Raw genomic sequence first — 21,314 nt, 5'->3', positions numbered from 1 at the left:
AGGGTCGTTTTACGCAATGGCCGGCGCTTTGCGCTCGATGTCCATCCATGCCCGAACGCTGTCGCGGTCCCACTGCCGTTGGACATACGCCGCAAGTTTCGGCGGGACTTGATCACCATTGGCGACCAGTCGGTTGAGCATGATTGCCAGGTCGGTGTCGGTGATGCTCCAGTCACCGAACAAGTGCTCGGCGCCCTTTTCCAGCAAGCGGTCGGCCACGAAGAACAAGCGATCAGCAGCGGCCTGGGCGTCGTCGGACAACGGAAAGTCCTTTTTGCCGAAGTACACCAGGTCAAACGGGCGCTCTTTGCGTACTACCAGCAAATCACTGCGTAGCCAGGCCTGAAGCTGACGGGCGCGAGCGCGCTGCCTGATGTCCTGCGGGTAGAGTCTTTTACCTCCAGGAAAGCGCTCGTCGAGGTACTCGGCAATGGCCGAAGATTCCGACAGCGCAAACTCCTCATGAACTAACGCCGGAATTTTGCAGGTCAATGAAAGATCGCGGTAATCCCCTTGATAATTCTCGCGTGCTTTCAAGTTCAGCGTCACAAGATCAAACGAAAGTTGCTTTTCCTTAAGCGCCACAAATGCAGACATCGCAAAAGCACTGACATAATCCGCACCGAGATACAGTTTAAATTTTGCACTATCCATTCAAAGCTCCCTTGCACTAACTACATTAATCCATTGCTTGTGAAGCGATCGTAGTAAGTTGGTCAGGTGCTGAACAGATACAGAATATGTCTGTTTCTATCGATACAGACAGTCGAACACGCCCAGTGCCCGGAAGGTTTTTTGTGGGGCGACAGAAACGAAAAAAGGGAGCCGGCAAACGCGGACTCCCTGAGTGCAACAGAAGGGGGAACTACAGTTGACGGGGGATCAGACCCACACTGTCGGCATGATTGGAAAGCAACGCCATCTGCGGCATGTTGCTGAGGTTAAGCATCGCCAGGTGCTCGGTATCGCTGGTGTTGACGAAGCCGTGCCGGGTCCAGGCCGGCACCAGCAACACGTCGCCAGGGTTGACGTTCACTGCATCGGCGTCGCCCAGGGTCAATGTTCCGCTGCCACACTGAATGATGAACAGGTGCCACCAGGCATGTGCATGTGCATCGAGTGTTGAACCCGGTATCAGCCATTGCATGGACACCGCCATGCCGGGGGTCAACTGGCAACCTTCGGCGTTTTTCTCGTGGGCCAAGGCGACAATATCAACATCGCTGCCTGCGAGCGTTGCGCGCATATCGGCAAGTTCGGCCCCCGTCCACACGCAGGGTTTGATTGGCTGCTGCTCTAAACTTTCACGAAAATCCCTATATGAAAAAAACGCACCCTTAACGTTATTCATTTTTTATTTCCAATGCAGTTCGCCAACTTGGTCTCTCGACCTTAGGCGAACCTTTTGGCACTGTAAAGCGAATATCAGCTGCTTATAACGGCGATGGCCGTACCGCCACGATCATATCAACTTCTATCGCCGCATTTTTTGGCAACTGATAAACACCCACCGTAGTGCGTGTATGTTTCCCTGCGTCGCCCAACACGTGACTGAAAACATCCGACGCACCATTGGCGACTTCGCTGAGGTCGACAAAGTCCTCCGTGGACCTCACGTACACCGCTACTCGAATCAGCGACTTGATCTTGTCCAGCGATCCAATGGCATCAACAATCAGCGCCAACCCGCGCATCGCACAGATGCTGGCGGCCGCTTGCGCATCCGCCATGGTGAGGTCTTGCCCCACCCGTCCCGGAAAGTGAATTTTACCGTTCATGCGCGGCACCAGACCGCTGATATACAGTTCATCATGGTGGCGAATCAGCGGTGCGTAGTGCCCGCCAACGGTGTTCTCGCCATAAATGTCGTAACCGAACTCCTGTGCCAGCGCGATGAAGCGTTCATCACAGGTCATGTGCTCAATCATTTACCCAACCCTCTTGATCAATACCGCAAAAAAAACATCGACCCCAACGACTCAGCTCCAAACCCTGGCCGGCGAAGCCAGGCTGGTGATACCGACCCTGGATTCGATAGCCTCGGCCAGACGCAACAGATCATTGCCGAGCTGTTGGTAATCTTCGTTGAACAACACGATGTGGCCGATAAACGAAAAATTGTCTTTCACCAGTGCAGTGACCGAATCACCTATGCGTTTGGTCAGCACCGCCTCCTCCAGATCGATGTCCATCGACCGGGCCAGCGCCTGGATATCCGGGACATCGCGCAAGAGGCCGACAGCCGTCGCCCGAAGCAGACGTATGCCGCAGTAGCCACGAGGCACCGGGTCATAACTGTCGATCTGACCTTCCACTGCCCAGCGAATCCAGCGTTCCCATGGGTCGAAATCGACGAATGCACGCTTGGCCAGGTCCCAGATGTGCATACCACCGGGGCGCATGTTGGTTTCCACCGCCGAGGTGCGATGATTGGCTCTGTAGAACACTTCGTTGTGCCAGGCGCCGTTGTCCTGGGAAACCAACCCCGCCATGTGGCGGCCGGCGGCCATCAGCCGAATCTGCGCGTCGGGCGTCAACGGTGCGGGCACCACTTGCTGGATCTCGGCGCGGTAAGCCCCGTCGGTGGTGGTTTTTTCGGTGATCCAGGTGCTTCCCGCAACAAAATCCCAGCTGAATTCCCGGGCATTCTGGATCAGCTCTTCAAGTACGATGCCGCCCTCGAGATAGGGCTTGAGCGCTTGCCATGCCTCGTCGCATTCGGACGGGTGACGGATGACCCGACAACCGCGGCTCGCGCCTTCGCAGGCTGGCTTGATGAATGCTTTACCGCCCAGCTCGATGACCCGTTGACGCAGTTCTGCAAGGCTTTCGACCCGAATGGACGCCACCGGACGGTAGTCCTCCGGCGCGGTGGTGGCCGAGGCTTCGAGCTTGCGCAAAACCTGTTTGTCCAACCCCGCCCGCGCCTGAGCCTGGGTAATACCGGGCAGGCCGAAATGACTGGCCAAGGCCGCACCGAGCACCACGCCGCGATCTGAAAAAGGCAACACGCCGATCAGTTTCCAGCGATCCGCCTTCAGACAACCCACGACCAGCTCCAGGGACGCCGCCACATCGTTCTCCGCCAGCGATGTGCTGCAGACATGGTCGGCTACTTGATCATCATGGGGTTGAATGTGCTCGACCAGCAGGACCAGCCTGGCGTCGTACATCGACTTGCACAGGTCGCGCAGCTTCTGGATATCGTGAACCCGGCCGCCGTTGTACCCCACCACCACTACGCATGAAGTCATATTCATGATGCCCCCGACGTACAAACTGAAAACCGAAGCGGCGATGACTCAGTCATGCAGCGACGCAATGGACTCACGGTTGAGCCAGTACCAGACCAGGATCCCGCCAGCGCCAATGGCGGCCAGCACCAGAGCGTTACAGGGGGCAGGCATGACCCGCATGATCAGCACGGTCAGCCCGGCCCCGACGCCCAGGGACACCTCTTTGACGAACATGTTGTTCTGCTTGACCGAGAAGTAGTCGAGGTGGCTGAACGCGCATTCAGCGATGGACAGCAGTGCGACCCAGATCAACGCGCCGGTCAGGGTTTCGACGTGGAATGCAGCGGGCGAAGACAGCACGGCAAAACCGCCGACGATGATCCCGATCACCGTCAAGACCTTGAAGCGCCCGGTGCGCTCGATCAGCTTCATGACCGGCACTTGCGCAAAGACCACCACGGCACTGTTGAGGATCAGCATCAGGCCGTACCAGGCCGGCAATTCACCGGTCTCAAGCAGGATCGCCTGCGGCAGGATCGAGAACACACCGAACAGCTTGATGCCCATGATGACGCCGGCAATGATCCACGGCAGTTTGTTGCGCCAGCCGCTGCCCTCCTGACTGGCCGGACGGGCCATTGCGGCTTCAGTGGTGAAGCTCGCCCCCATCGCGATGGGCAGGCACAGCAGGACGAAAGCGGCGGCGCCGAGGAAAAACACCGTGGGGGTCAGCAGCGGCGACAGCAGGATCAACCCCGCCAACAGGCTGCCCATGTTCATGGCGACGCGGTTGTAGGCGGCGCCCTCTTTGGTTTGCGCCGCTTCGCTCTTGATCAGGTAACCGGCAATCGCAATGCCGTAGGCAAACAACGCGGCAGCAAACATGATGATGCCCTGGTGGCGGGTGACCGCCAGAAGCACCAGACCGAGAACGGCGCACAGCAGCGTGACGCTCAAGGAGCGGCGGCCGAGGACCAGCAACGTCAAGGGCAACAGCAGCAACAAGGCCCGATAACCGAGGGCCAATATGCTGTTGGTGGCGGTATCGAGCCAGACGTTGGCCTTGCCCAGCACCGCGAACAGCGCCACGGCCGTGATGATCCGAATGGTGAACAACCGCAGGTTGATCACCGGTTTCGTCACGACGGCAGCTGTTTCTACACTCATCCAACACCTCATGAATCGGCGGGCTGTCGAACGGGCACTGCTCGACAATCCTGAAACTTTCCAGAGCGATAGTAGAAAGAGATGCTTGTCTTGGTCAGAGCAAGTTCGTATAGAATCCAACGAACTTTACTGCCGGAGAGACCAGTAAAATGCAGGTTCAGCGCGCAGTGATCGCCGCCATCGAGTTCCAGCCGGGAGTCCCGCTGGTGCAGCAGATCGTCGATCAATTGACCGTGGCGATCAGTCAGGGCGGCTTGCCACACGGTTCCAGACTGCCGCCGATTCGCGAACTTTCCGACTTGATGAGCGTGGGCAAATCCACCGTGGTCGATGCCCTGGATCGCTTGCGGGCCAAGGGTCTGGTGGTGTCGCGCCAGGGCTCGGGGCACTACGTGCATCGTTCCATCACCACCCTCGAGACCGATGCCGGCCCGGACCTGCTGCCGCAAGACACCCTCAGCGTGGTCCGCCGCGCAGTCCTGCAGGACAATGGCGCGCTGCGTCCGGGCGCCGGTTTCCTGCCCACCTCGTGGCTGCCTGCCGAAGAACTGCTCAAAGCCGTGCGCGGAACGCTTCGCGCCACGACCCTGCGCATGGGCGAATACGGAAACGCCAGCGGTTATCTGCCACTGCGCCAGGCCTTGCGGGTCAAGATGTCGACCCTGGGCATCGAAGTGCCGGTGGACCAGATCATCACCACCGCCAACACCGTGCAAGCCATCGACATGCTGATGCGTCTGCTGGTCAAACCCGGCGATACGGTGCTGCTCGATGACCCGTGCTATTTCACGATGCACACCAATCTGGCGTGGCACGGCGTCAAGGTCATCACCATCCGCCGCGAGTGCGACGGCATGGACCTGGAGGCATTCGAGCAACTGTTGATCGCCCACCGCCCCGTGCTCTACCTGACCAACAATGCCCTGCACAACCCGACCGGTCACTCGTTCACTTCAGCGCAGGTGTATCGCTTGCTGGAGTTGAGCCATCGCTACAACTTCCACATCCTCGAAGACGATCTGTACTGCGACATGCAGCAGCGCAGGACACCGCGCCTGGCGGCGAGCGGGCTGGACAATGTTTCTTACGTCTCCGGGTTCTCCAAGACCTTGACCGCCAACAGCCGCGTCAGCTTCGCGGTGCTGTCGCCGGCACTGGCGGCGCGGATGGTGACGCTGAAAATGGCCTGCGGCGGCATGACCTCGGAAATGGCCGAGCAGATCATCTGCACCATGCTCAGCGACGGCAGCTATGCCAAACACATGCGGCGCACGGTGGATCGGCTCTACGAGTCGAACAGCCGCGTGGCGACGTGGCTGGGCGAAGCCGGGTGTTCGGCGTCGTCGCTGCCCGGCGAAGGTTTGTATATCTGGACGCGATTGCCGGAGGGATTCAAAGCCGAATGCCTGGCCAGAAAGGGTCTGGAAATAGATCTGGTACTGGCGCCGGGCACCATGCTCAGCAAGGCGGCGGATGCCAATCAGTTTCTGCGGTTCAACGTGGCGCACAGTGACCATGTGCAGGTGCGGGAACGGTTTTTCCGGTTGCTGGATAAGCCCCAAAAATAACCGACCACCGCCTATCCCCTGTAGGAGCGAGCCTGCTCGCGATAGGGCCGTCACATCCCGCATCAATATCGCCTGACACACCGCCATCGCGAGCAGGCTCGCTCCTACAGGGGGTTGCGGTGTCCCTCAAGACCTCAAAACCATCGGCCTTACCCCTTTCTCCTACCACGCCCACGAACCACTGTTCCGCATCAACGCCGGTGTCCCGGTGATCGAAGCCCTTTCCCACGCCTCCGAACTGCTCCACCTCGCCAAACTGCTCGCCTTCGACACCGCCATGGTCCGCGACTCCGACCGACACGCCTGGGCCTCGCATTTTTTGCAGGACATGAGCAAGGCAATCATCGACGACGTGGTGAAGGTGCTCGATGCACCGTGTAACAACCGCGCCTAAATGAAAAAGCCCCGCGCTTCTCTCGAAGGCGGGGCTTTTCATTACAGCATCCGACGCTTAAGGCGCGTACGTCAGCAGCAACTCGGTCGGCACTTTGAAGTCCAGGGACATCATCACGCTCAACGCGGTAATGGTGAAGATCGAGAACACGAACAGCTTGCGTGCCCAGACCGTGTCATCCACTGCCTTGTAGCCGGTCCAGGCCATGTACAGCCAGTACATGCCCATGGCCGCGGCGACGGCGAGGTAGCTCATGCCGGCGTAGCCGCTGAAGGTCAGCATCAAGGTTGCCACGAGGAAGGCCAGGATGTAGAGCAGGATGTGCTTCTTGGCCACCTGGATGCCGCGCTTCACTGGCAGCACCGGAATCGATGCGGCCAGGTAATCGTTGAAGCGGAAGATCGCGATGGCGTAGGAATGCGGCATCTGCCACAGGCTGAACATCACCAGCAGGGTCAGCGCGGCCATGTCGAAGGTGTTGCTCACCGCGACGTAGCCGATCACCGGCGGCATGGCGCCCGACAGACTGCCCACCAGCGTGCCGTGAACCGACTTGCGCTTGAGGTACAGGCTGTAGAAGCCGACGTAGATCACGAAGCCAATGACTGCGAACAACGCGGCCAACGGGTTGGCCACCTTGTACAACAACGCAACGCCGGCAACACCCAGGACGGTCGCATAGATCAGGGCCAGTTTCAGGGAGATCAGGCCCTGGACCAGCACGCGGTTCTTGGTGCGTTCCATCTTCAGGTCGATGTCGCGGTCGATGCAGTTGTTGAACACGCAACCGGAGGCAACCACCAGGGACGTGCCGATCATGGCGGCCAGGAAGATGGCCAGATCGACATGCCCTTTGGAGGCCAGGAAAAATCCGCCTGCCACAGAAAGCACGTTACCGAAAATGATCCCCGGTTTGGTGATTTGGATAAAGTGCTTAAGGGACATGCGGATCTACCTCACTTCGCCATCATGAACGTGTGGATGCTGAACATGATCCACAGCGACAAGCCAACCAGCAGGACAATCACGATCGCGGCGAAGACAAACGCAATCACGTTGTTACGCTGCGCGGCCGAACGGTCCAGGTGCAGGAAGTACACCAGGTGCACCAGCACCTGGACGATTGCGAACGCGAGGACGATCAACAGAGTGATCGACTTCGGCAGCGTCGGGTACATCACCAGACCGAATGGAATGACGGTCAGGATCACCGACAGGATGAAACCGATGGCGTACGACTTGTAGCTGCCGTGGCCGGCGTCATCGTGGCCGTGGTGGGAATGAGCTGGGTTAGCCATTTACATAGTCCCCATCAGGTAAACAACGGTGAATACGCAGATCCAGACAACGTCCAGGAAGTGCCAGAACAGGCTCAGGCAGCTCAGACGGGTCTTGTTGGTCGCCGTCAGGCCGTTTTTCTGCACCTGGTACATCATGATGCCCATCCAGATCAGACCGGCGGTCACGTGCAGACCGTGGGTACCGACCAGGGTGAAGAACGCGGACAGGAAGCCTGAGCGGCTAGGGCCGTAGCCTTCGGAGATCAAAACGTGGAACTCGTTGATCTCCATGCCGATAAAGCCTGCACCCAACAGGAAGGTCATGCCCAGCCAGCCCAGCACTGCCTTCTTGTTGCCCTTGTACAACGCCAGCATGGCGAAGCCGTAGGTGATCGAACTGAACAGCAGCAGAGCGGTTTCGCCCAGTACGTATGGCAGTTCGAAGATGTCGTGGCCCGACGGGCCACCCGCTACGTTGTTAACCAGAACCGCGTACACGGCGAAGATCGACGCAAACAGAATGCAGTCGGTCATCAGGTAGAGCCAGAAACCGAATACGGTCATCTCGCCCGAGTCGTGGTGATGGTCATCATGCCCATGTCCATCGACATGGGTGTGTCCAGCATTGGTCACTAAGTTCGACATGGTTTAAGCCTGTTCCAACGAGGTTTCAACACGGGTGGCGGTGGCCGGGATTTTCCCGGCCGCTACCAGACGCTTGTGCTGCTCGGCTTCGATGCGCTCGATCGTTTCAACCGGAACCATATAGCCCTGGTCGTCACGTGCAGCGTGGATCACGAAGTAGACGACAGTGCCTACCAGGCTCGCGATTGCCAGCCACCAGATGTGCCAGATCATCGCGAAACCGAAGACGGTCAACAGCGCGCCCATCACTACGCCAGTGGCGGTGTTGTTCGGCATGTGGATCGGCTCGTACCTGGCCGGAGCCTTGTACGCGGTGCCGTTTTCCTTGGCTTCGGTGAACGGGTCGATGCAGTCGGCTTTCGGCAACACAGCGAAGTTGTAGAACGGTGGTGGCGACGAAGTCGACCATTCCAGGGTATGGGCATTCCACGGGTCGCCGTGTTCGCACATGTTTTCTGGCTTGTTGCGGTCACGCACACTGACGTACAGCTGGATCAGTTGGCAGGCGATACCCACAGCGATCATCACCGCGCCGAACATCGCCACGTACAGGTACGGCACCCACTCAGGGTTGGTGGTGGCGTTCAGACGACGGGTCATACCCATGAAGCCCAGTGCATAGAGCGGCATGAACGCGACGAAGAAGCCGGAGATCCAGAACCAGAACGCTGCCTTGCCCCAACCTTCGTGCAGCTTGAAGCCGAACGCTTTAGGGAAGTAGAAGGCGAAACCTGCGATGTAACCGAATACCGCACCGCCGATGATCACGTTATGGAAGTGCGCGATCACGAACAGGCTGTTGTGCAGTACGAAGTCAGCACCCGGGATGGCCAGCAGTACGCCGGTCATGCCGCCGATGGCGAAGGTCACCATGAAGCCCAGGGTCCACAGCACCTGGCTGGTGAAACGCAGACGGCCCTGGTAGATGGTGAACAGCCAGTTAAACAGTTTCACACCCGTCGGGATGGAAATCAGCATCGTCGCCAGACCGAAGAAGGCGTTGACGCTGGCACCCGAACCCATGGTGAAGAAGTGGTGCAGCCAAACCATGAAGCCCAGGATCGAGATCGCGCCCGAAGCGTAGATCATCGAGTGGTGGCCAAACAGTTTCTTGCCGGTGAAGGCCGAGATAACTTCCGAGAAAATGCCGAATGCCGGCAGGATCAGGATGTACACCTCAGGGTGACCCCACGCCCAGAACAGGTTGACGTACATCATCGGATTGCCACCAAGTTCATTGGTGAAAATGTGGAAATCCATGTAACGGTCAAGCGTCAGCAGTGCCAGGGTAGCGGTCAGGATCGGGAACGAAGCCACGATCAGGACGTTGGCCCAGGTGCAGGTCCAGGTGAAGATCGGCATGTCCATCAGCTTCATGCCAGGGGTACGCATTTTCAGCACGGTGGCCAGGAAGTTGACCCCCGTCAGTGTCGTCCCCAGACCGGATAGCTGTAGCGCCCAGATGTAGTAATCCATCCCCACGCCAGGGCTGTATTGCAGGCCCGACAGCGGTGGATAGGCAACCCAGCCGGTCTTGGCGAATTCGCCGACGCCCAGGGACAGGTTGATCAGCACTACGCCGGAAACCAGCAGCCAGAAGCTCAGGGAGTTCAGGAACGGGTAGGCAACGTCACGCGCGCCGATCTGCAGCGGCACTGCAAGGTTCATCAGGCCGGTGAAGAATGGCATCGCCATGAAGATGATCATGATCACACCGTGAGCGGTGAAGATCTGGTCATAGTGTTCAGGTGGCAGGTAGCCAGGCGAACCCTCGGTGGCCATGGCCAGCTGGGTACGCATCATGATGGCGTCGGCAAAACCGCGCAGCAGCATGACCATGGCGACGATGATGTACATCACGCCGATTTTCTTGTGGTCGACCGACGTCAGCCACTCGGTCCACAGGTAGGTCCACTTCTTGAAGTAGGTGATTGCAGCGAACAGCGCCACACCACCGAGCGCGATCATGGCGATGGTTATCATCACGATCGGTTCGTGGAACGGGACCGCTTCCCAACTTAATTTACCAAACATCGTTTACTCCTCTGCCCCGGCAGCTGAATGCGCGTTCATGTCCATTCCTTGCGTAGCGGCCACTTCTTTCTCTTTCTTCTCGTGCTTCACTTTCGGACCCGGTTTCATGCCTTCGTACTTGTCGACGATGGTCTGGAACAGGTTCGGCGTCACCGAGGAGTAGAGCTCGACTGGGTTGTTCTGGCTCTGCTTGGCAAGGGCTGCGTATTCAGCTTGTTCAAGCTGTTTAGGTGCCTTTTTGACTTCACTTACCCAGGCGTCGAATTCTTCCTGGGAAGTGGCGATCGCCTTGAATTTCATACCGGTGAAACCTGCGCCGCTGTAGTTGGCGGAAATACCGTCCATCTCAGCGTTTTCGTTGGCGATCAGGTGCAGCCTGGTCTGCATGCCCGCCATCGCGTAGATCTGGCCGCCCAGCGCAGGGATGAAGAACGAGTTCATCACGGCGTCGGAAGTGATCTTGAAGTTGATCGGGGTGTGTGCCGGGAACACGATCTTGTTGACCGTGGCGATGCCTTGTTCCGGGTAGATGAACAGCCACTTCCAGTCCAGCGCGACCACTTCGATGGTCACCGGTTTCACGTCGGATTCCAGCGGCTTGTACGGGTCAAGCGCGTGGGTCGACTTGTAGGTGACGTAACCCAGGGCAATGATGATCAGCACCGGAACAGCCCACACCGCGATCTCGATCTTGGTGGAGTGGTTCCATTTCGGGGTGTAGGTAGCGTTGGTGTTGGACGCGCGGTATTTCCAGGCGAACAGGAACGTCATGACGATGACCGGAACCACGACCAACAGCATCAGCAGCGTTGCGGTGATGATCAGGTTTCGCTCGTCCAGACCGACCTGGCCCTTGGGATTGAGCAAGGTCATGTTGCAGCCTGACAGCAACAACGTGCCGATCAGCGGCAATAAGCCTAGTAGTCTGGGGTACCTGTTTTTACTCATCTCACGACCTCTAAAGCAGCTTGCGCAATGCAGTTGGGTTTTGATCGCCAACACTTCACCCTGCCAAGGGTTGGCATTTTTCTTGGATTGAATAAGGGCCTGCCCGTCGTGCGTCAGACGCGTCTCGACAAATCCTGGACTGGCGGTGAGTTCTTATTCGAATTCGTGGTCAAAGGCCTTGTTACAGACCAATTCCATTTGGTGCGGGTAGTTTTGGAGGCACCGACACCTGGGCGTCGCATGAAGCCACCGGAGTCTCGTTAACCTCTCCTGCTCAACATCTGGTTAAGGATTGAGCAGGGCCGGGAATTCAGTGCGGGCGATTGTAGTTATGTAGCGTTTTATAAACCATGTCTCATCCCGAAATAATTTTTATCCGAACCGGCAACAATCATTCACCATTTTCGTAAAAGTCGCGCATCTTATCGAAATACATTCTCAACAAAAACACCAAAAATAGTAGGTCTACCATCCGCAGTTCAGACAGGTTCGATAGCATCCACGGCGTCTACGACCCTGCCAGAGCCCCTATGTGACAAGGGCTTTGGCAATTCGCCAGCCACTGTTAAAACGGCCAGTTTCAGAACAACATGACCAAATCGTGAAAAGCCCACAGGCGGACAATTTCGTTGCGCAACGGGGTGCCAATCCAGTCCTCTGAAATGCCCTGCGACATACGCGCTGTGACAACATGTCGCACACTTGTCGCACCCATGACTGACACCTGTCACAGTCTTTTCACCCGCCCCCTGAATTGCGCTCGCCCATACGAAAAAGCCCCGGTCCACTCATCGAGGGCCGGGGCTTTTTTTGTCCGACAATAATTCGGACAGTGATCGTCTTTACCGCAGTGCTTTGCGGTTGCGCATGGTCAGAAAAGGCACCAGCACTACGATCAGCACAAAGGCGACCAGCGCCCACTGCGCCAGCGACAGACCGAGAATGGGCGGGTACGGGGTGGAGCAAAAACCGTCGACCTGAAAGCCCAGAGGGAAGATCTTCGCCAGCGGCAGATCATCGACAATCGGTTGCAGCACATCGATGCCGCAGCTGACTGCCGGATAGAACTGGGTATACACGTGATGACCGGCAACGCCGACGCCCGCCAGCGCGCAGATCACCACCAGGGTTTCAAACACCGTGATGCTGCGTCGCGAACGCATGGCCGCACCGATGAAGGCAAAGATCGCGATCAGCAGCAACGCATACCGCTGCAGGATGCACAGTGGGCAAGGCGCCTCACCCAGGACAATTTGCATGTACAACGCACCGCCGATCAGCGCCAGGCAAATGATGCCCAGCAACACCAGATAGCGCCGCTCACGGCCCAACCGCATGGTTTCCTCGCTCATCGCGTTTCCCTTCAAGATTCGATTGCCCGCCAGTCTACACGCTGATCCGGACCTTTGAGAGTCTGGAGCATGTCAGGGGGATTCGGGGGGAATAGACAATAAGGCAGTTAAGAAGGGATTAACTTTCCAACTTTTTTCCGTTCAGGAACCGAAGTAAAGCAATCGCCGGCAAGCCAGCTCCCACAGGGATTTGTGTCGGTCCAGATTGATGGGAACGGCACAAAACCTGTAGGAACGTGGCTTGCCCGCGATGAAGCCGACGCGGTGAGACTGGCCCACCGCGCCAAACCCTTACTCCAGCGCAGCAGCCGGCCCGAAGAACTCGTAACGGCTCTGCTTCTCCGGCACACCCAGCGCCTTGAGGTGGCGCTTGATGGCCGCCATGAAGCCTTTTGGCCCGAGGAAATAGGCATCCAGGTCGCGTTCTTGCGGCAGCCACTCGTGCAACTGCTGCTGACTCAACAGCCCGACCTTGTGCGCCGCCGGGCTCACCCCATCATCCTCGGAGTAGCAATAGAAGCGCTTGAGTTGTGGATGACGCTCGGCCAGTCCGTCGATCCAGTCACGGAAGGCATGCACACTGCCGTTGCGCGCGCAGTGGATGAAATGAATCGGTCGCTGGGTTTGCAGCGCCGCTTCGAGCATCGCAATGGTCGGGGTGATGCCGACGCCGCCACTGATCAGCACCAGCGGTTTGTCGCTGGCACTCAGGGTGAAATCGCCCGCTGGCGGAAACAGTTGAATGCTCGCGCCCACAGGCAACTGATCATGCAGGTAATTGGACGCACGACCGCCGTCTTCACGCTTGACGCTGATGCGGTACTGGCCCTTGTTCGCCAAGGCCGACAACGAGTAATTGCGACGAATTTCTTCCCCATCGAGGGTCAGTTTCATGCCGATGTACTGACCGGGCTCTGCCACCAGAATCGGGCCTTTGTCCGCCGGCTCGAAGTAGAAGGAGGTGATTTGCGCGCTCTCTTCAACCTTGGCCGCGACGATGAACTCCCGCGCACCGCGCCAGCCGCCCGGTGCTTGCGCCTTCTGGTCGTAGATACTGGCTTCAGCACCGATCAGGATATCCGCCAGTTGACCATAAGCCGCGCCCCACGCGGCAATCACTTCGGGTGTGGCGATCTCTTCGCCCAGCACTTCGGCTATGGCCCGCAGCAGGCAGCTGCCGACAATCGGGTAGTGTTCCGGCAGAATCTGCAGGGCCACGTGCTTGTTGATGATCTTGGCCACCAGATCGCCCAACTGGTCGAGCTGGTCGATGTGGCGCGCATACATCAATACGCCGTTGGCCAGCGCCCGTGGCTGGTCACCGCTGGCCTGGTGGGCCTGGTTGAACAACGGGCGGACTTGCGGGTATTCGCAGAGCATCATGCGGTAGAAGTGCGTAATCAGCGCTTCACCCCCGCTTTCGAGCAGCGGCACGGTGGATTTGACGATGGCACGGTCTTGAGCGCTCAGCATAAGGTAACTCCAGGACGACTGACTGTTGCGTTATACCCATCAGGTTTCATGCCAACTATTAAATTGTTATAAATCAATAACTTGAAAACATTATAGTCATTTAGACACAAGCTGATTTATAGTCATACCGACTACACGGAGTCATTATGACTGCAAAATCCCTGCTCACCGCACTCTTGCCACTGGTCTCCGACCTGTCCCGCGAACTCCCCGAAGGCGAGCGCTATCGGCGCCTGCTCGAGGCCATGCGCGCCCTTCTCCCCTGCGACGCGGCAGCGCTGCTGCGCCTCGATGGCGAATGGCTGGTGCCGCTGGCCGTTGACGGCTTGAGCACCGACACCCTGGGCCGGCGCTTCAAGGTCAGCGAGCACCCGCGTTTCGAAGCGTTACTCGCCGGCCCGGGCCCGACCCGTTTCGCTGCTGACAGCGACTTGCCCGACCCCTATGACGGCTTGGTTGATGGCCTGGATGATCATCTGGAAGTCCACGACTGCATGGGTTGCCCGCTGTTTATCGACGAGCGTCCGTGGGGTTTGCTGACGCTAGACGCCCTCGATCCCGAGCGTTTTGAACCGATTGAACTGGACGCCCTGCAAGCCTTCGCCAGCCTCGCCGCCGCGACCGTCAACGCGGCCGAACGCATTGAGCGATTGAACAATAGGGTGGAAGACGAGCACCAGCGCGCCGAAGTCTATCGCCAGGCCAGCGGTCAGCAGAACCGCGAGATGATCGGTCAGAGCAAGGCGCACAAGCGACTGGTGGAAGAAATCAATCTGGTCGGCGGCAGCGATCTCACCGTGTTGATTACTGGCGAAACGGGAGTCGGCAAAGAGTTGGTAGCCCAGGCCATTCACGCCGCCTCGCCCCGTGCCGACAAGCCGATCATCAGCCTCAACTGCGCTGCGCTGCCCGATACCCTGGTGGAAAGCGAGCTGTTCGGCCATGTCCGGGGCGCCTTCACCGGGGCGATGAATGACCGTCGCGGCAAGTTCGAACTGGCCAATGGCGGCACGCTGTTTCTTGATGAAGTCGGCGAGTTGTCGCTGACGGTCCAGGCCAAACTGCTGCGGGTGCTGCAAAGCGGTCAATTGCAGCGATTGGGCTCGGACAAGGAACATCAGGTCGATGTGCGCCTGATCGCGGCGACCAATCGCGACCTGGCCGAAGAAGTGCGCAGCGGCCGTTACCGCGCCGACTTCTATCATCGCCTCAGTGTTTATCCATTGTTGGTCCCCGCCCTGCGTGATCGCGGGCGTGATGTGCTGTTACTCAGCGGCTACTTCCTGGAGCAGAACCGCTCGCGCATGGGTCTTAATAGCCTGCGCCTGAACAGCGACGCCCAGGCAGCATTGCTGGCCTACGACTGGCCCGGCAACGTGCGCGAGCTTGAACACCTGATCGGCCGCAGCGCCTTGAAAGCACTGGGCAACTGCAAGGAACGGCCAAAGATTCTCAGTTTGAGCGCCGCCGACCTGGACTTGCCCAATGCCGGCGTTGATGCCGTGGCCGAGCCACCCGTCACGAGCGTCACGCAAGCGGTGACCGGCGACTTGCGCGAGGCCACGGAGAATTATCAACGCCAACTGATCAGTGCCTGTCTGGAGCGGCACAACCACAACTGGGCGAGCGCGGCCCGTGAGCTAGGCTTGGATCGGGCGAACCTGGGGCGGATGGCCAAAAGGTTGGGGATGAAGTAAGCAAAGATCGCAGCCTGCGGCAGCTCCTACGGAAAAACGTGGTCCATGTAGGAGCTGCCACAGGCTGCGATCTTTTGATCTACCCCTGCTCATTAAGCTAAAGCCAGCCCCAAACAAGTCGATAACCCTGCATCGATAGCCGTCGGCGATCCTGCGACAGCCCATCACCTTTTTCCAGAGAAGGTTCTTATGTCCTCCACCAAAGCCCGCGCAGACTCACTTTCGCTTCTGCTGTTTACTTTGCGCAGCGGCAAGCTGATGGCGATCAACCTGCTCAAAGTCAGCGAAATCATTCCCTGCCCAGCGTTGACCAAGCTGCCGGAGTCCCATCCCCACGTCAAAGGCATTGCCACGTTGCGCGGTGCGTCGCTGTCGGTGATCGACCTCAGCCGTGCCATTGGCGAGCGACCTCTGGAAGACCCGAACGGCGGCTGCCTGATCGTCACCGACGTCAGTCGCTCCAAGCAGGGCCTGCATGTTCAGGCCGTGAGCAAGATCGTCCATTGCCTGACCACCGACATCCGCCCGCCACCCTTTGGTTCCGGTGGCGGACGCGCGTACATAACCGGCGTCACTTCGGTCGATGGCACGCTGGTGCAAGTGCTGGACATCGAAAAAGTCATCCACGGCATCGCCCCGGTGGCGATCGACATGGCCCCGACCGAACTGAGCATGGAAGACGCCGAAACGCTGGGTAGCGCACGGATTCTGGTGGTCGATGACAGCCAGGTCGCGCTGCAACAATCGGTGCATACCCTGCGCAACCTCGGCCTGCAATGCCACACCGCCCGCAGCGCCAAGGAAGCCATCGACTGCTTGCTGGACCTGCAAGGCACCAACCAGCAGATCAACCTGATTGTTTCGGATATCGAAATGTCGGAAATGGACGGCTACGCGTTCACCCGCACCCTGCGCGAAACCCCGGATTTCGCGCACCTCTATGTGCTGCTGCACACGTCTCTGGACAGTGCGATGAATGCCGAGAAGGCACGACTGGCCGGAGCGAATGCAGTGCTGACCAAGTTTTCATCGCCGGAATTGACCCAATGCCTGATCACCGCGGCCAAAGCTGTCGCCGAGCAAGGTTACTGACTCTTGGCTGAAGATTTTTGCTGGCTGATGCGGCGCGATCTCACTGAAGACGTGCCACCCGCTGATTGGCCTGCGGGCCTGCAATTGTGCGCATACCGCCCCGAACTCGCAGAAGCCGTGCACCGGTTGATGGAGCTCGGTTATCTCGACGGCGGCGGTCGCGTGGCCACGCTGGACATGTGGCAACGGCAGTTCGAAACCGACCCGGAATATGATCCAGTGCTGTGTTTCATCGCCCTGGACAGCGAAGGCGTCGTGGGAGTGTGTCACTGCTGGACCAGTGCCTACATCAAGAACCTGGTGGTGCATCCCCGATTCCAGGGCCGGGGGCTGGGGCGTGCGTTGTTGTTGCAGGCCTTCAAGGTGTTCCAGCAACGGCGGGAAGGCTTCGTGGACCTGAAAGTGCGGGAAGACAATCTTCAAGCGCGGCGGTTGTATGAAAGCATCGGCATGCGTGCGATCCGCCGGGAACCGGTTCCGCTCTGATACCGACATCGCGAGCAGGTTCGTGCCTGCAGCGAGACCACCAAGTTCGGTGCACGAAACATAACCTGTAGGAGCTGGCTTGCCAGCGAAGGCGGTATGCCTGACACACCGCATCGCCCAATCGCCAGCTCCGGCCCCTACGGATCATGGTGTAGCACTATTTTCTGTAGGAGCTGGCTTGCCAGCGAAGAGGTCGGCAAATCTGCGCAAACCCTTCAGGCATACTCACCCTTCGGCCACTGCCCCAAGGATGCCTGCCCGTGAAATCTGCAACACTGACTTTTTTCTGCCTCACCACCCTTGCCATTCAGGCCCATGCCTCCAGCCCAGACGCCTGGGCCGCCTACGACAAGACCGTACTCGCCAGTTGCGTCAAAGCCAGCGGCCTGAAGGACAGCAAACCGGTCGGTAACGCTGCGCAGTTCGACGATCGTGTCGGTTATACCGCGCTTCTGCTCCAGGGCCAGTACCCGCAAAAACACATGAAAGGCGCCCAAGGCACCGAGCTGTGCCTTTACAACAAGAAGAACAAAACGGCGTACGTCACCGAATGGGATTCCATCCGCTGCGCCAAAGCAAAGTGAGTGGCGCATAATTTGCTTCGACAAACGCATCTGCGGCGGCATTCTGTCGCCGCCTCATGACTCCGGATGCGACTGACCGCTCAATGAACACGACGTTTTCCTGCGTAGGCTGCGGCAAATGCTGTAAAGACCACCATGTCCCCCTGACCTTGAGCGAAGCCCGGATGTGGGCGGCGGATGGCGGTCAGGTGATCGTTCTGGTGGAGGCGTTCCTGGGTAATGGGCTGGGCCTGCCCGAGCACCAACGTGAGCACGCCGAGCGCCGTTCTGCACCTGTGTGCAGTGGCGAATCCGCGGCCCATGTCGCCATCACGTTTGCCGCGTACAACGTTGGTCCCTGTCGCAATCTTGACGAAGACAACCTGTGCCGCATCTATGAGCGCCGCCCATTGGTGTGCCGTATCTATCCGATGGAAATCAATCCGCACATTCCTCTGAACATAGCCGTGAAGGAATGTCCGCCAGAATCGTGGGAAACAGGGCCAGAGCTGATCGTGGGCGGCAGTCTGGTCGATCAGGCACTGGTAGACCTGATACAGCGCTCCCGCCAGGCGGATCGCGACGAAATCCCGGTCAAGGATGCGATTTGCGCGCTGCTGGGCATTCGCACGACCGCGCTTAAAGGCGACGGCTTTACCGCTTACCTGCCGGACATGGCCGAGTTTGTCGGGATCGTCGACGACCTGGCTGAGCAAACATTGCCAGAGTGGAGCAGCGAATGGGCGTTCCATGTGTCAGGCGATGACATCGCCGGGCAACTGTATGCGGCAGGCGCGCAAGTGACGACAGATACACCGGCGAACTATGCGTTTATTTCGTTGCGGGCGGCTTGATCCAAAAAACCTGGCGTCTTTGACGACGCCATCGCGAGCAGGCTCGCTCCTACAGGGCGATTGCATTCCAAATGCGGGAGCGAGCCTGCTCACGATGGCGGCGGATCGACCACCGCACGGCCCGAAACCCTAGCGCTTACCCATCGACCGACGAGTCCCCGGCGGCGCCATGCCCGGGGTTTTGGTGTGGCCATTCTTGGCGCCATTCTTGTACCACGGCTGGTTGGAGCCCTTGGCGGACGCCAGTTCACCTGGTTTGAACGGGAACTTGAAGGCCGGGATCGCAGCTTGGGATTCGCTGTCGGCGCTGGAGTCGACGCTGTCTGGCAGCTCTGCCTGTTCGTCGCTCAACGTGTCGGCGACCGGCGGTTGTTTCGGGGAAGTCATGAAAGCTCCGGGTGATGCATGAAATGTCGGGCCCGGTGAGCGAGCCGCGAAAGGCGCCAGTATAAACGGAACGGCAGTTACAAGCTGCTAGCGGCAAGCTTCAAGTTAAAAGCCGAGCGAACGGCTTTTTGACTTGCAGCCTGCCGCTGGAAACTTGTAGCTTGCTAAGCATTCTTCACCGCCCGACGAGCCGCTTCCCATGAAAAAGACTGTCCTCGCGTTCAGCCGCGTCACCCCTGCAATGGTTGAACGTCTGCAACAAGACTTCGACGTCATCGTGCCGAATCCGAAACACGGCGACATCAATGCCCAATTCAACGAAGCCCTGCCCCACGCCCATGGCTTGATCGGTGTGGGTCGCAAACTGGGCCGCGCGCAACTGGAAAACGCCGCCAGGCTGGAAGTTGTCTCCAGCGTATCGGTCGGCTACGACAACTATGACCTGGCGTATTTCAACGAACGCGGGATCATGCTGACCAACACGCCGGATGTGCTCACCGAAAGCACCGCCGATCTGGCATTTGCCCTGTTGATGAGCAGCGCCCGCCGCGTCGCCGAACTCGACGCCTGGACCAAGGCCGGGCAATGGCAGGCCACCGTCGGTGCCCCACTGTTCGGTTGCGATGTGCATGGCAAGACACTGGGCATTATTGGCATGGGCAACATCGGCGCAGCCATCGCCCGACGCGGTCGCCTGGGGTTCAACATGCCAGTCATCTACAGCGGTAATAGCCGCAAGACCGAACTGGAACAGGAGCTAGGCGCGCAATTTCGTAGCCTCGATCAATTGCTGGCCGAGGCTGATTTCGTCTGCCTGGTCGTACCGCTCAGCGAGAAAACCAAACACCTGATCAGCCATCGCGAACTGGCGTTGATGAAGCCGAGTGCCATTCTGGTGAACATCGCCCGCGGCCCGGTGGTCGATGAGCCGGCGCTGATCGAAGCCCTGCAAAACAACCGGATTCGCGGCGCCGGGCTGGACGTCTACGAAAAAGAACCCTTGTCCGAGTCGCCGCTGTTCCAGCTGAAAAACGCCGTAACCTTGCCACACATCGGTTCGGCCACCCACGAAACCCGCGAAGCGATGGCTAACCGCGCGCTGCACAACTTGCGCAGCGCCTTGCTGGGTGGCCGCCCGCAGGATCTGGTCAATCCGCAAGTCTGGAAAGGCTGAAACAAACGGGCAGGCTGAAAAACGCCTGCCCGTCAACTCAAGCCAACTGGCCCTTACCCTGTACAACCGGTGGTTTGGGTTTTCGAAACACCAGCACGTTACCCGCCATCACCAACACAAGCCCCACCAATGCGGGCGCAGTCCACTGATAACCCTCGGCGAACGCCGATACGTTGAGCGCCACCACCGGGAACAGCACGGTGCAGTACGCAGCACGTTCCGGCCCCATGCGCCCGACCAGCGTCAGGTACGCGGTGAAACCGATCACCGACCCCGGTATCACCAGATACAGCAACGAGCCGATGTAGCGGGCATTCCATTCCATGTCGAACGGTATGCCTTTGACCAGGCACCACACCGAAAGCATTGCCGCGCCATAAGCCATGCCCCAGGCGTTGGTGGTCAGCGGTTTGAGGCCGGCCTTCTGTTGCAGGCTCGACAGCATGTTGCCCGCCGAGAAACACAAGGTTCCGCACAGTGCCAGGCCCAGACCGAGCAAGGTTTGCGGGCTGGCCGTATGCCCGACCAACTCAGGCCAGAACAGTAAACCAAGTCCGAACAGGCCCAATGCACCGCCCATCAACACATTGCGGGCAATGTTCTGGCCGAAAAACACCCGTGCATTCAGGGCGTTCCACAAGGTGGCGGTGGAAAACACCACAGCGACCAGACCGCTGGGGATCCACTGGCTGGCGGTGAGAAAGCACATGAAGTTGATGCAGAACAGGCACAGTCCCTGCGCCAGGCAAATCAGATGCCCGCGTCGGTTCATCACTTGCAGGCGTCGGCTCAACAGCAGGATCACGAACAACACCAGCGCAGCGAGACCGAAGCGGTAGACGATCGACGCGGGAATCGCCACCACGCCCAGTTGCCATTTCAGGGCAATCCAGGTGGTGCCCCAGATCAGCACGGTCAACAAATACAAAGACAGGTTCATGACAAAGGCTCCTCGATAGGCGCC

22 protein-coding genes are annotated in these 21,314 nt (G+C 58.8%); 8 read left to right on the top strand and 14 right to left on the bottom strand.

Going from position 1 to position 21,314, the window contains the following annotated elements; all coding sequences use genetic code 11:
• Positions 1-9: 9 nt before the first annotated feature.
• The 5 genes from yfcF to AD668_RS03715 form a co-directional block, all read right to left on the bottom strand.
• Positions 10-654 carry a glutathione transferase gene (yfcF, locus tag AD668_RS03735; protein ID WP_053154812.1) on the bottom strand — a complete coding sequence of 215 codons (645 nt, stop codon included), beginning with the start codon at positions 652-654 and terminating at the stop codon, positions 10-12.
• A gap of 211 nt (positions 655-865) precedes the next feature.
• Positions 866-1,351: a cupin domain-containing protein gene (locus AD668_RS03730; RefSeq protein ID WP_053154809.1), complete on the bottom strand. Its 486-nt coding sequence runs from the start codon at positions 1,349-1,351 to the stop codon at positions 866-868.
• Positions 1,352-1,433: 82 nt separating this feature from the next.
• Positions 1,434-1,928, bottom strand: a complete 495-nt coding sequence (locus AD668_RS03725) for a RidA family protein (RefSeq protein ID WP_053154806.1) — start codon at positions 1,926-1,928, stop codon at positions 1,434-1,436.
• A 51-nt stretch (positions 1,929-1,979) separates the two neighbouring features.
• Positions 1,980-3,260 (bottom strand): acetyl-CoA carboxylase biotin carboxylase subunit family protein, encoded by a 1,281-nt coding sequence (locus AD668_RS03720; RefSeq protein WP_053154803.1) that lies wholly within the window; start codon positions 3,258-3,260, stop codon positions 1,980-1,982.
• Between the two features lie 42 nt (positions 3,261-3,302).
• Positions 3,303-4,403: a hypothetical protein gene (locus AD668_RS03715; protein WP_053154800.1), complete on the bottom strand. Its 1,101-nt coding sequence runs from the start codon at positions 4,401-4,403 to the stop codon at positions 3,303-3,305.
• Positions 4,404-4,552: 149 nt separating this feature from the next.
• Between AD668_RS03715 and AD668_RS03710 the strand changes: the two genes are divergently transcribed.
• The gene (locus AD668_RS03710; protein ID WP_053154797.1) at positions 4,553-5,971 is read left to right on the top strand and encodes a PLP-dependent aminotransferase family protein; all 1,419 of its coding nucleotides are present in this window, start codon (positions 4,553-4,555) and stop codon (positions 5,969-5,971) included.
• A gap of 85 nt (positions 5,972-6,056) precedes the next feature.
• On the top strand, positions 6,057-6,365 hold the full coding sequence (locus AD668_RS03705) for a DUF3077 domain-containing protein (protein ID WP_053154794.1): 309 nt from the start codon (positions 6,057-6,059) through the stop codon (positions 6,363-6,365).
• A 57-nt stretch (positions 6,366-6,422) separates the two neighbouring features.
• Here the strand turns inward: AD668_RS03705 and cyoE are convergent, their stop codons facing one another.
• From cyoE to hmpA, 7 genes are all read right to left on the bottom strand, one after another.
• Complete coding sequence (gene cyoE, locus AD668_RS03700; RefSeq protein WP_053154791.1) at positions 6,423-7,310, bottom strand: heme o synthase; 888 nt, start codon at positions 7,308-7,310, stop codon at positions 6,423-6,425.
• A gap of 11 nt (positions 7,311-7,321) precedes the next feature.
• The gene (gene cyoD, locus AD668_RS03695) at positions 7,322-7,663 is read right to left on the bottom strand and encodes a cytochrome o ubiquinol oxidase subunit IV (RefSeq protein WP_030128696.1); all 342 of its coding nucleotides are present in this window, start codon (positions 7,661-7,663) and stop codon (positions 7,322-7,324) included.
• A complete protein-coding gene (locus tag AD668_RS03690) occupies positions 7,664-8,290 on the bottom strand; it encodes a cytochrome o ubiquinol oxidase subunit III (protein WP_053154788.1) in 627 nt (208 codons plus the stop codon).
• Positions 8,291-8,293: 3 nt separating this feature from the next.
• Positions 8,294-10,324, bottom strand: a complete 2,031-nt coding sequence (cyoB, locus tag AD668_RS03685; RefSeq protein WP_053154785.1) for a cytochrome o ubiquinol oxidase subunit I — start codon at positions 10,322-10,324, stop codon at positions 8,294-8,296.
• A 3-nt stretch (positions 10,325-10,327) separates the two neighbouring features.
• A complete protein-coding gene (gene cyoA / locus AD668_RS03680; protein WP_053154782.1) occupies positions 10,328-11,272 on the bottom strand; it encodes a ubiquinol oxidase subunit II in 945 nt (314 codons plus the stop codon).
• Between the two features lie 842 nt (positions 11,273-12,114).
• Positions 12,115-12,624 carry a disulfide bond formation protein B gene (locus AD668_RS03675; RefSeq protein ID WP_053154779.1) on the bottom strand — a complete coding sequence of 170 codons (510 nt, stop codon included), beginning with the start codon at positions 12,622-12,624 and terminating at the stop codon, positions 12,115-12,117.
• 291 nt (positions 12,625-12,915) lie between these two features.
• On the bottom strand, positions 12,916-14,097 hold the full coding sequence (gene hmpA, locus AD668_RS03670) for an NO-inducible flavohemoprotein (protein ID WP_053154777.1): 1,182 nt from the start codon (positions 14,095-14,097) through the stop codon (positions 12,916-12,918).
• A gap of 146 nt (positions 14,098-14,243) precedes the next feature.
• Here hmpA and norR point away from each other — a divergent pair, with 146 nt between their 5' ends.
• From norR to AD668_RS03645, 5 genes are all read left to right on the top strand, one after another.
• The gene (norR, locus tag AD668_RS03665) at positions 14,244-15,794 is read left to right on the top strand and encodes a nitric oxide reductase transcriptional regulator NorR (protein WP_053154775.1); all 1,551 of its coding nucleotides are present in this window, start codon (positions 14,244-14,246) and stop codon (positions 15,792-15,794) included.
• A 189-nt stretch (positions 15,795-15,983) separates the two neighbouring features.
• Entirely contained in the window at positions 15,984-16,886 is a 903-nt protein-coding gene (locus AD668_RS03660; RefSeq protein ID WP_053154773.1) for a chemotaxis protein CheV, read from the top strand.
• Between the two features lie 27 nt (positions 16,887-16,913).
• Positions 16,914-17,372, top strand: coding sequence for an N-acetyltransferase (locus AD668_RS03655; RefSeq protein WP_053154912.1), 459 nt, complete (start codon positions 16,914-16,916; stop codon positions 17,370-17,372).
• Positions 17,373-17,632: 260 nt separating this feature from the next.
• The gene (locus tag AD668_RS03650; protein ID WP_053154771.1) at positions 17,633-17,956 is read left to right on the top strand and encodes a hypothetical protein; all 324 of its coding nucleotides are present in this window, start codon (positions 17,633-17,635) and stop codon (positions 17,954-17,956) included.
• 83 nt (positions 17,957-18,039) lie between these two features.
• Positions 18,040-18,789 (top strand): YkgJ family cysteine cluster protein, encoded by a 750-nt coding sequence (locus AD668_RS03645; protein ID WP_053154769.1) that lies wholly within the window; start codon positions 18,040-18,042, stop codon positions 18,787-18,789.
• A gap of 129 nt (positions 18,790-18,918) precedes the next feature.
• Here AD668_RS03645 and AD668_RS03640 read toward each other — a convergent pair whose 3' ends face one another.
• Complete coding sequence (locus AD668_RS03640) at positions 18,919-19,176, bottom strand: hypothetical protein (protein ID WP_053154765.1); 258 nt, start codon at positions 19,174-19,176, stop codon at positions 18,919-18,921.
• Positions 19,177-19,375: 199 nt separating this feature from the next.
• Between AD668_RS03640 and AD668_RS03635 the strand changes: the two genes are divergently transcribed.
• Positions 19,376-20,350 carry a D-glycerate dehydrogenase gene (locus tag AD668_RS03635; RefSeq protein WP_053154762.1) on the top strand — a complete coding sequence of 325 codons (975 nt, stop codon included), beginning with the start codon at positions 19,376-19,378 and terminating at the stop codon, positions 20,348-20,350.
• Between the two features lie 37 nt (positions 20,351-20,387).
• Here AD668_RS03635 and AD668_RS03630 read toward each other — a convergent pair whose 3' ends face one another.
• On the bottom strand, positions 20,388-21,290 hold the full coding sequence (locus AD668_RS03630) for a DMT family transporter (protein ID WP_053154759.1): 903 nt from the start codon (positions 21,288-21,290) through the stop codon (positions 20,388-20,390).
• Between the last annotated feature and the right edge of the window lie 24 nt (positions 21,291-21,314).

It is taken from the genome of Pseudomonas sp. P1.8, assembly GCF_001269805.1.
GTDB lineage: Bacteria > Pseudomonadota > Gammaproteobacteria > Pseudomonadales > Pseudomonadaceae > Aquipseudomonas.
This window is presented reverse-complemented; position numbering and strand designations above follow the sequence as displayed.

Bases quoted from the DNA above. Each gene is read 5' to 3' on its own strand.
- yfcF (WP_053154812.1), bottom strand. From the start codon at position 654: ATGGATAGTGCAAAATTTAAACTGTATCTCGGTGCGGATTATGTCAGT.
- AD668_RS03730 (WP_053154809.1), bottom strand. From the start codon at position 1,351: ATGAATAACGTTAAGGGTGCGTTTTTTTCATATAGGGATTTTCGTGAA.
- AD668_RS03725 (WP_053154806.1), bottom strand. From the start codon at position 1,928: ATGATTGAGCACATGACCTGTGATGAACGCTTCATCGCGCTGGCACAG.
- AD668_RS03720 (WP_053154803.1), bottom strand. From the start codon at position 3,260: ATGAATATGACTTCATGCGTAGTGGTGGTGGGGTACAACGGCGGCCGG.
- AD668_RS03715 (WP_053154800.1), bottom strand. From the start codon at position 4,403: ATGAGTGTAGAAACAGCTGCCGTCGTGACGAAACCGGTGATCAACCTG.
- AD668_RS03710 (WP_053154797.1), top strand. From the start codon at position 4,553: ATGCAGGTTCAGCGCGCAGTGATCGCCGCCATCGAGTTCCAGCCGGGA.
- cyoE (WP_053154791.1), bottom strand. From the start codon at position 7,310: ATGTCCCTTAAGCACTTTATCCAAATCACCAAACCGGGGATCATTTTC.
- cyoD (WP_030128696.1), bottom strand. From the start codon at position 7,663: ATGGCTAACCCAGCTCATTCCCACCACGGCCACGATGACGCCGGCCAC.
- AD668_RS03690 (WP_053154788.1), bottom strand. From the start codon at position 8,290: ATGTCGAACTTAGTGACCAATGCTGGACACACCCATGTCGATGGACAT.
- cyoB (WP_053154785.1), bottom strand. From the start codon at position 10,324: ATGTTTGGTAAATTAAGTTGGGAAGCGGTCCCGTTCCACGAACCGATC.
- cyoA (WP_053154782.1), bottom strand. From the start codon at position 11,272: ATGAGTAAAAACAGGTACCCCAGACTACTAGGCTTATTGCCGCTGATC.
- AD668_RS03675 (WP_053154779.1), bottom strand. From the start codon at position 12,624: ATGAGCGAGGAAACCATGCGGTTGGGCCGTGAGCGGCGCTATCTGGTG.
- hmpA (WP_053154777.1), bottom strand. From the start codon at position 14,097: ATGCTGAGCGCTCAAGACCGTGCCATCGTCAAATCCACCGTGCCGCTG.
- norR (WP_053154775.1), top strand. From the start codon at position 14,244: ATGACTGCAAAATCCCTGCTCACCGCACTCTTGCCACTGGTCTCCGAC.
- AD668_RS03660 (WP_053154773.1), top strand. From the start codon at position 15,984: ATGTCCTCCACCAAAGCCCGCGCAGACTCACTTTCGCTTCTGCTGTTT.
- AD668_RS03655 (WP_053154912.1), top strand. From the start codon at position 16,914: ATGCGGCGCGATCTCACTGAAGACGTGCCACCCGCTGATTGGCCTGCG.
- AD668_RS03645 (WP_053154769.1), top strand. From the start codon at position 18,040: ATGAACACGACGTTTTCCTGCGTAGGCTGCGGCAAATGCTGTAAAGAC.
- AD668_RS03640 (WP_053154765.1), bottom strand. From the start codon at position 19,176: ATGACTTCCCCGAAACAACCGCCGGTCGCCGACACGTTGAGCGACGAA.
- AD668_RS03635 (WP_053154762.1), top strand. From the start codon at position 19,376: ATGAAAAAGACTGTCCTCGCGTTCAGCCGCGTCACCCCTGCAATGGTT.
- AD668_RS03630 (WP_053154759.1), bottom strand. From the start codon at position 21,290: ATGAACCTGTCTTTGTATTTGTTGACCGTGCTGATCTGGGGCACCACC.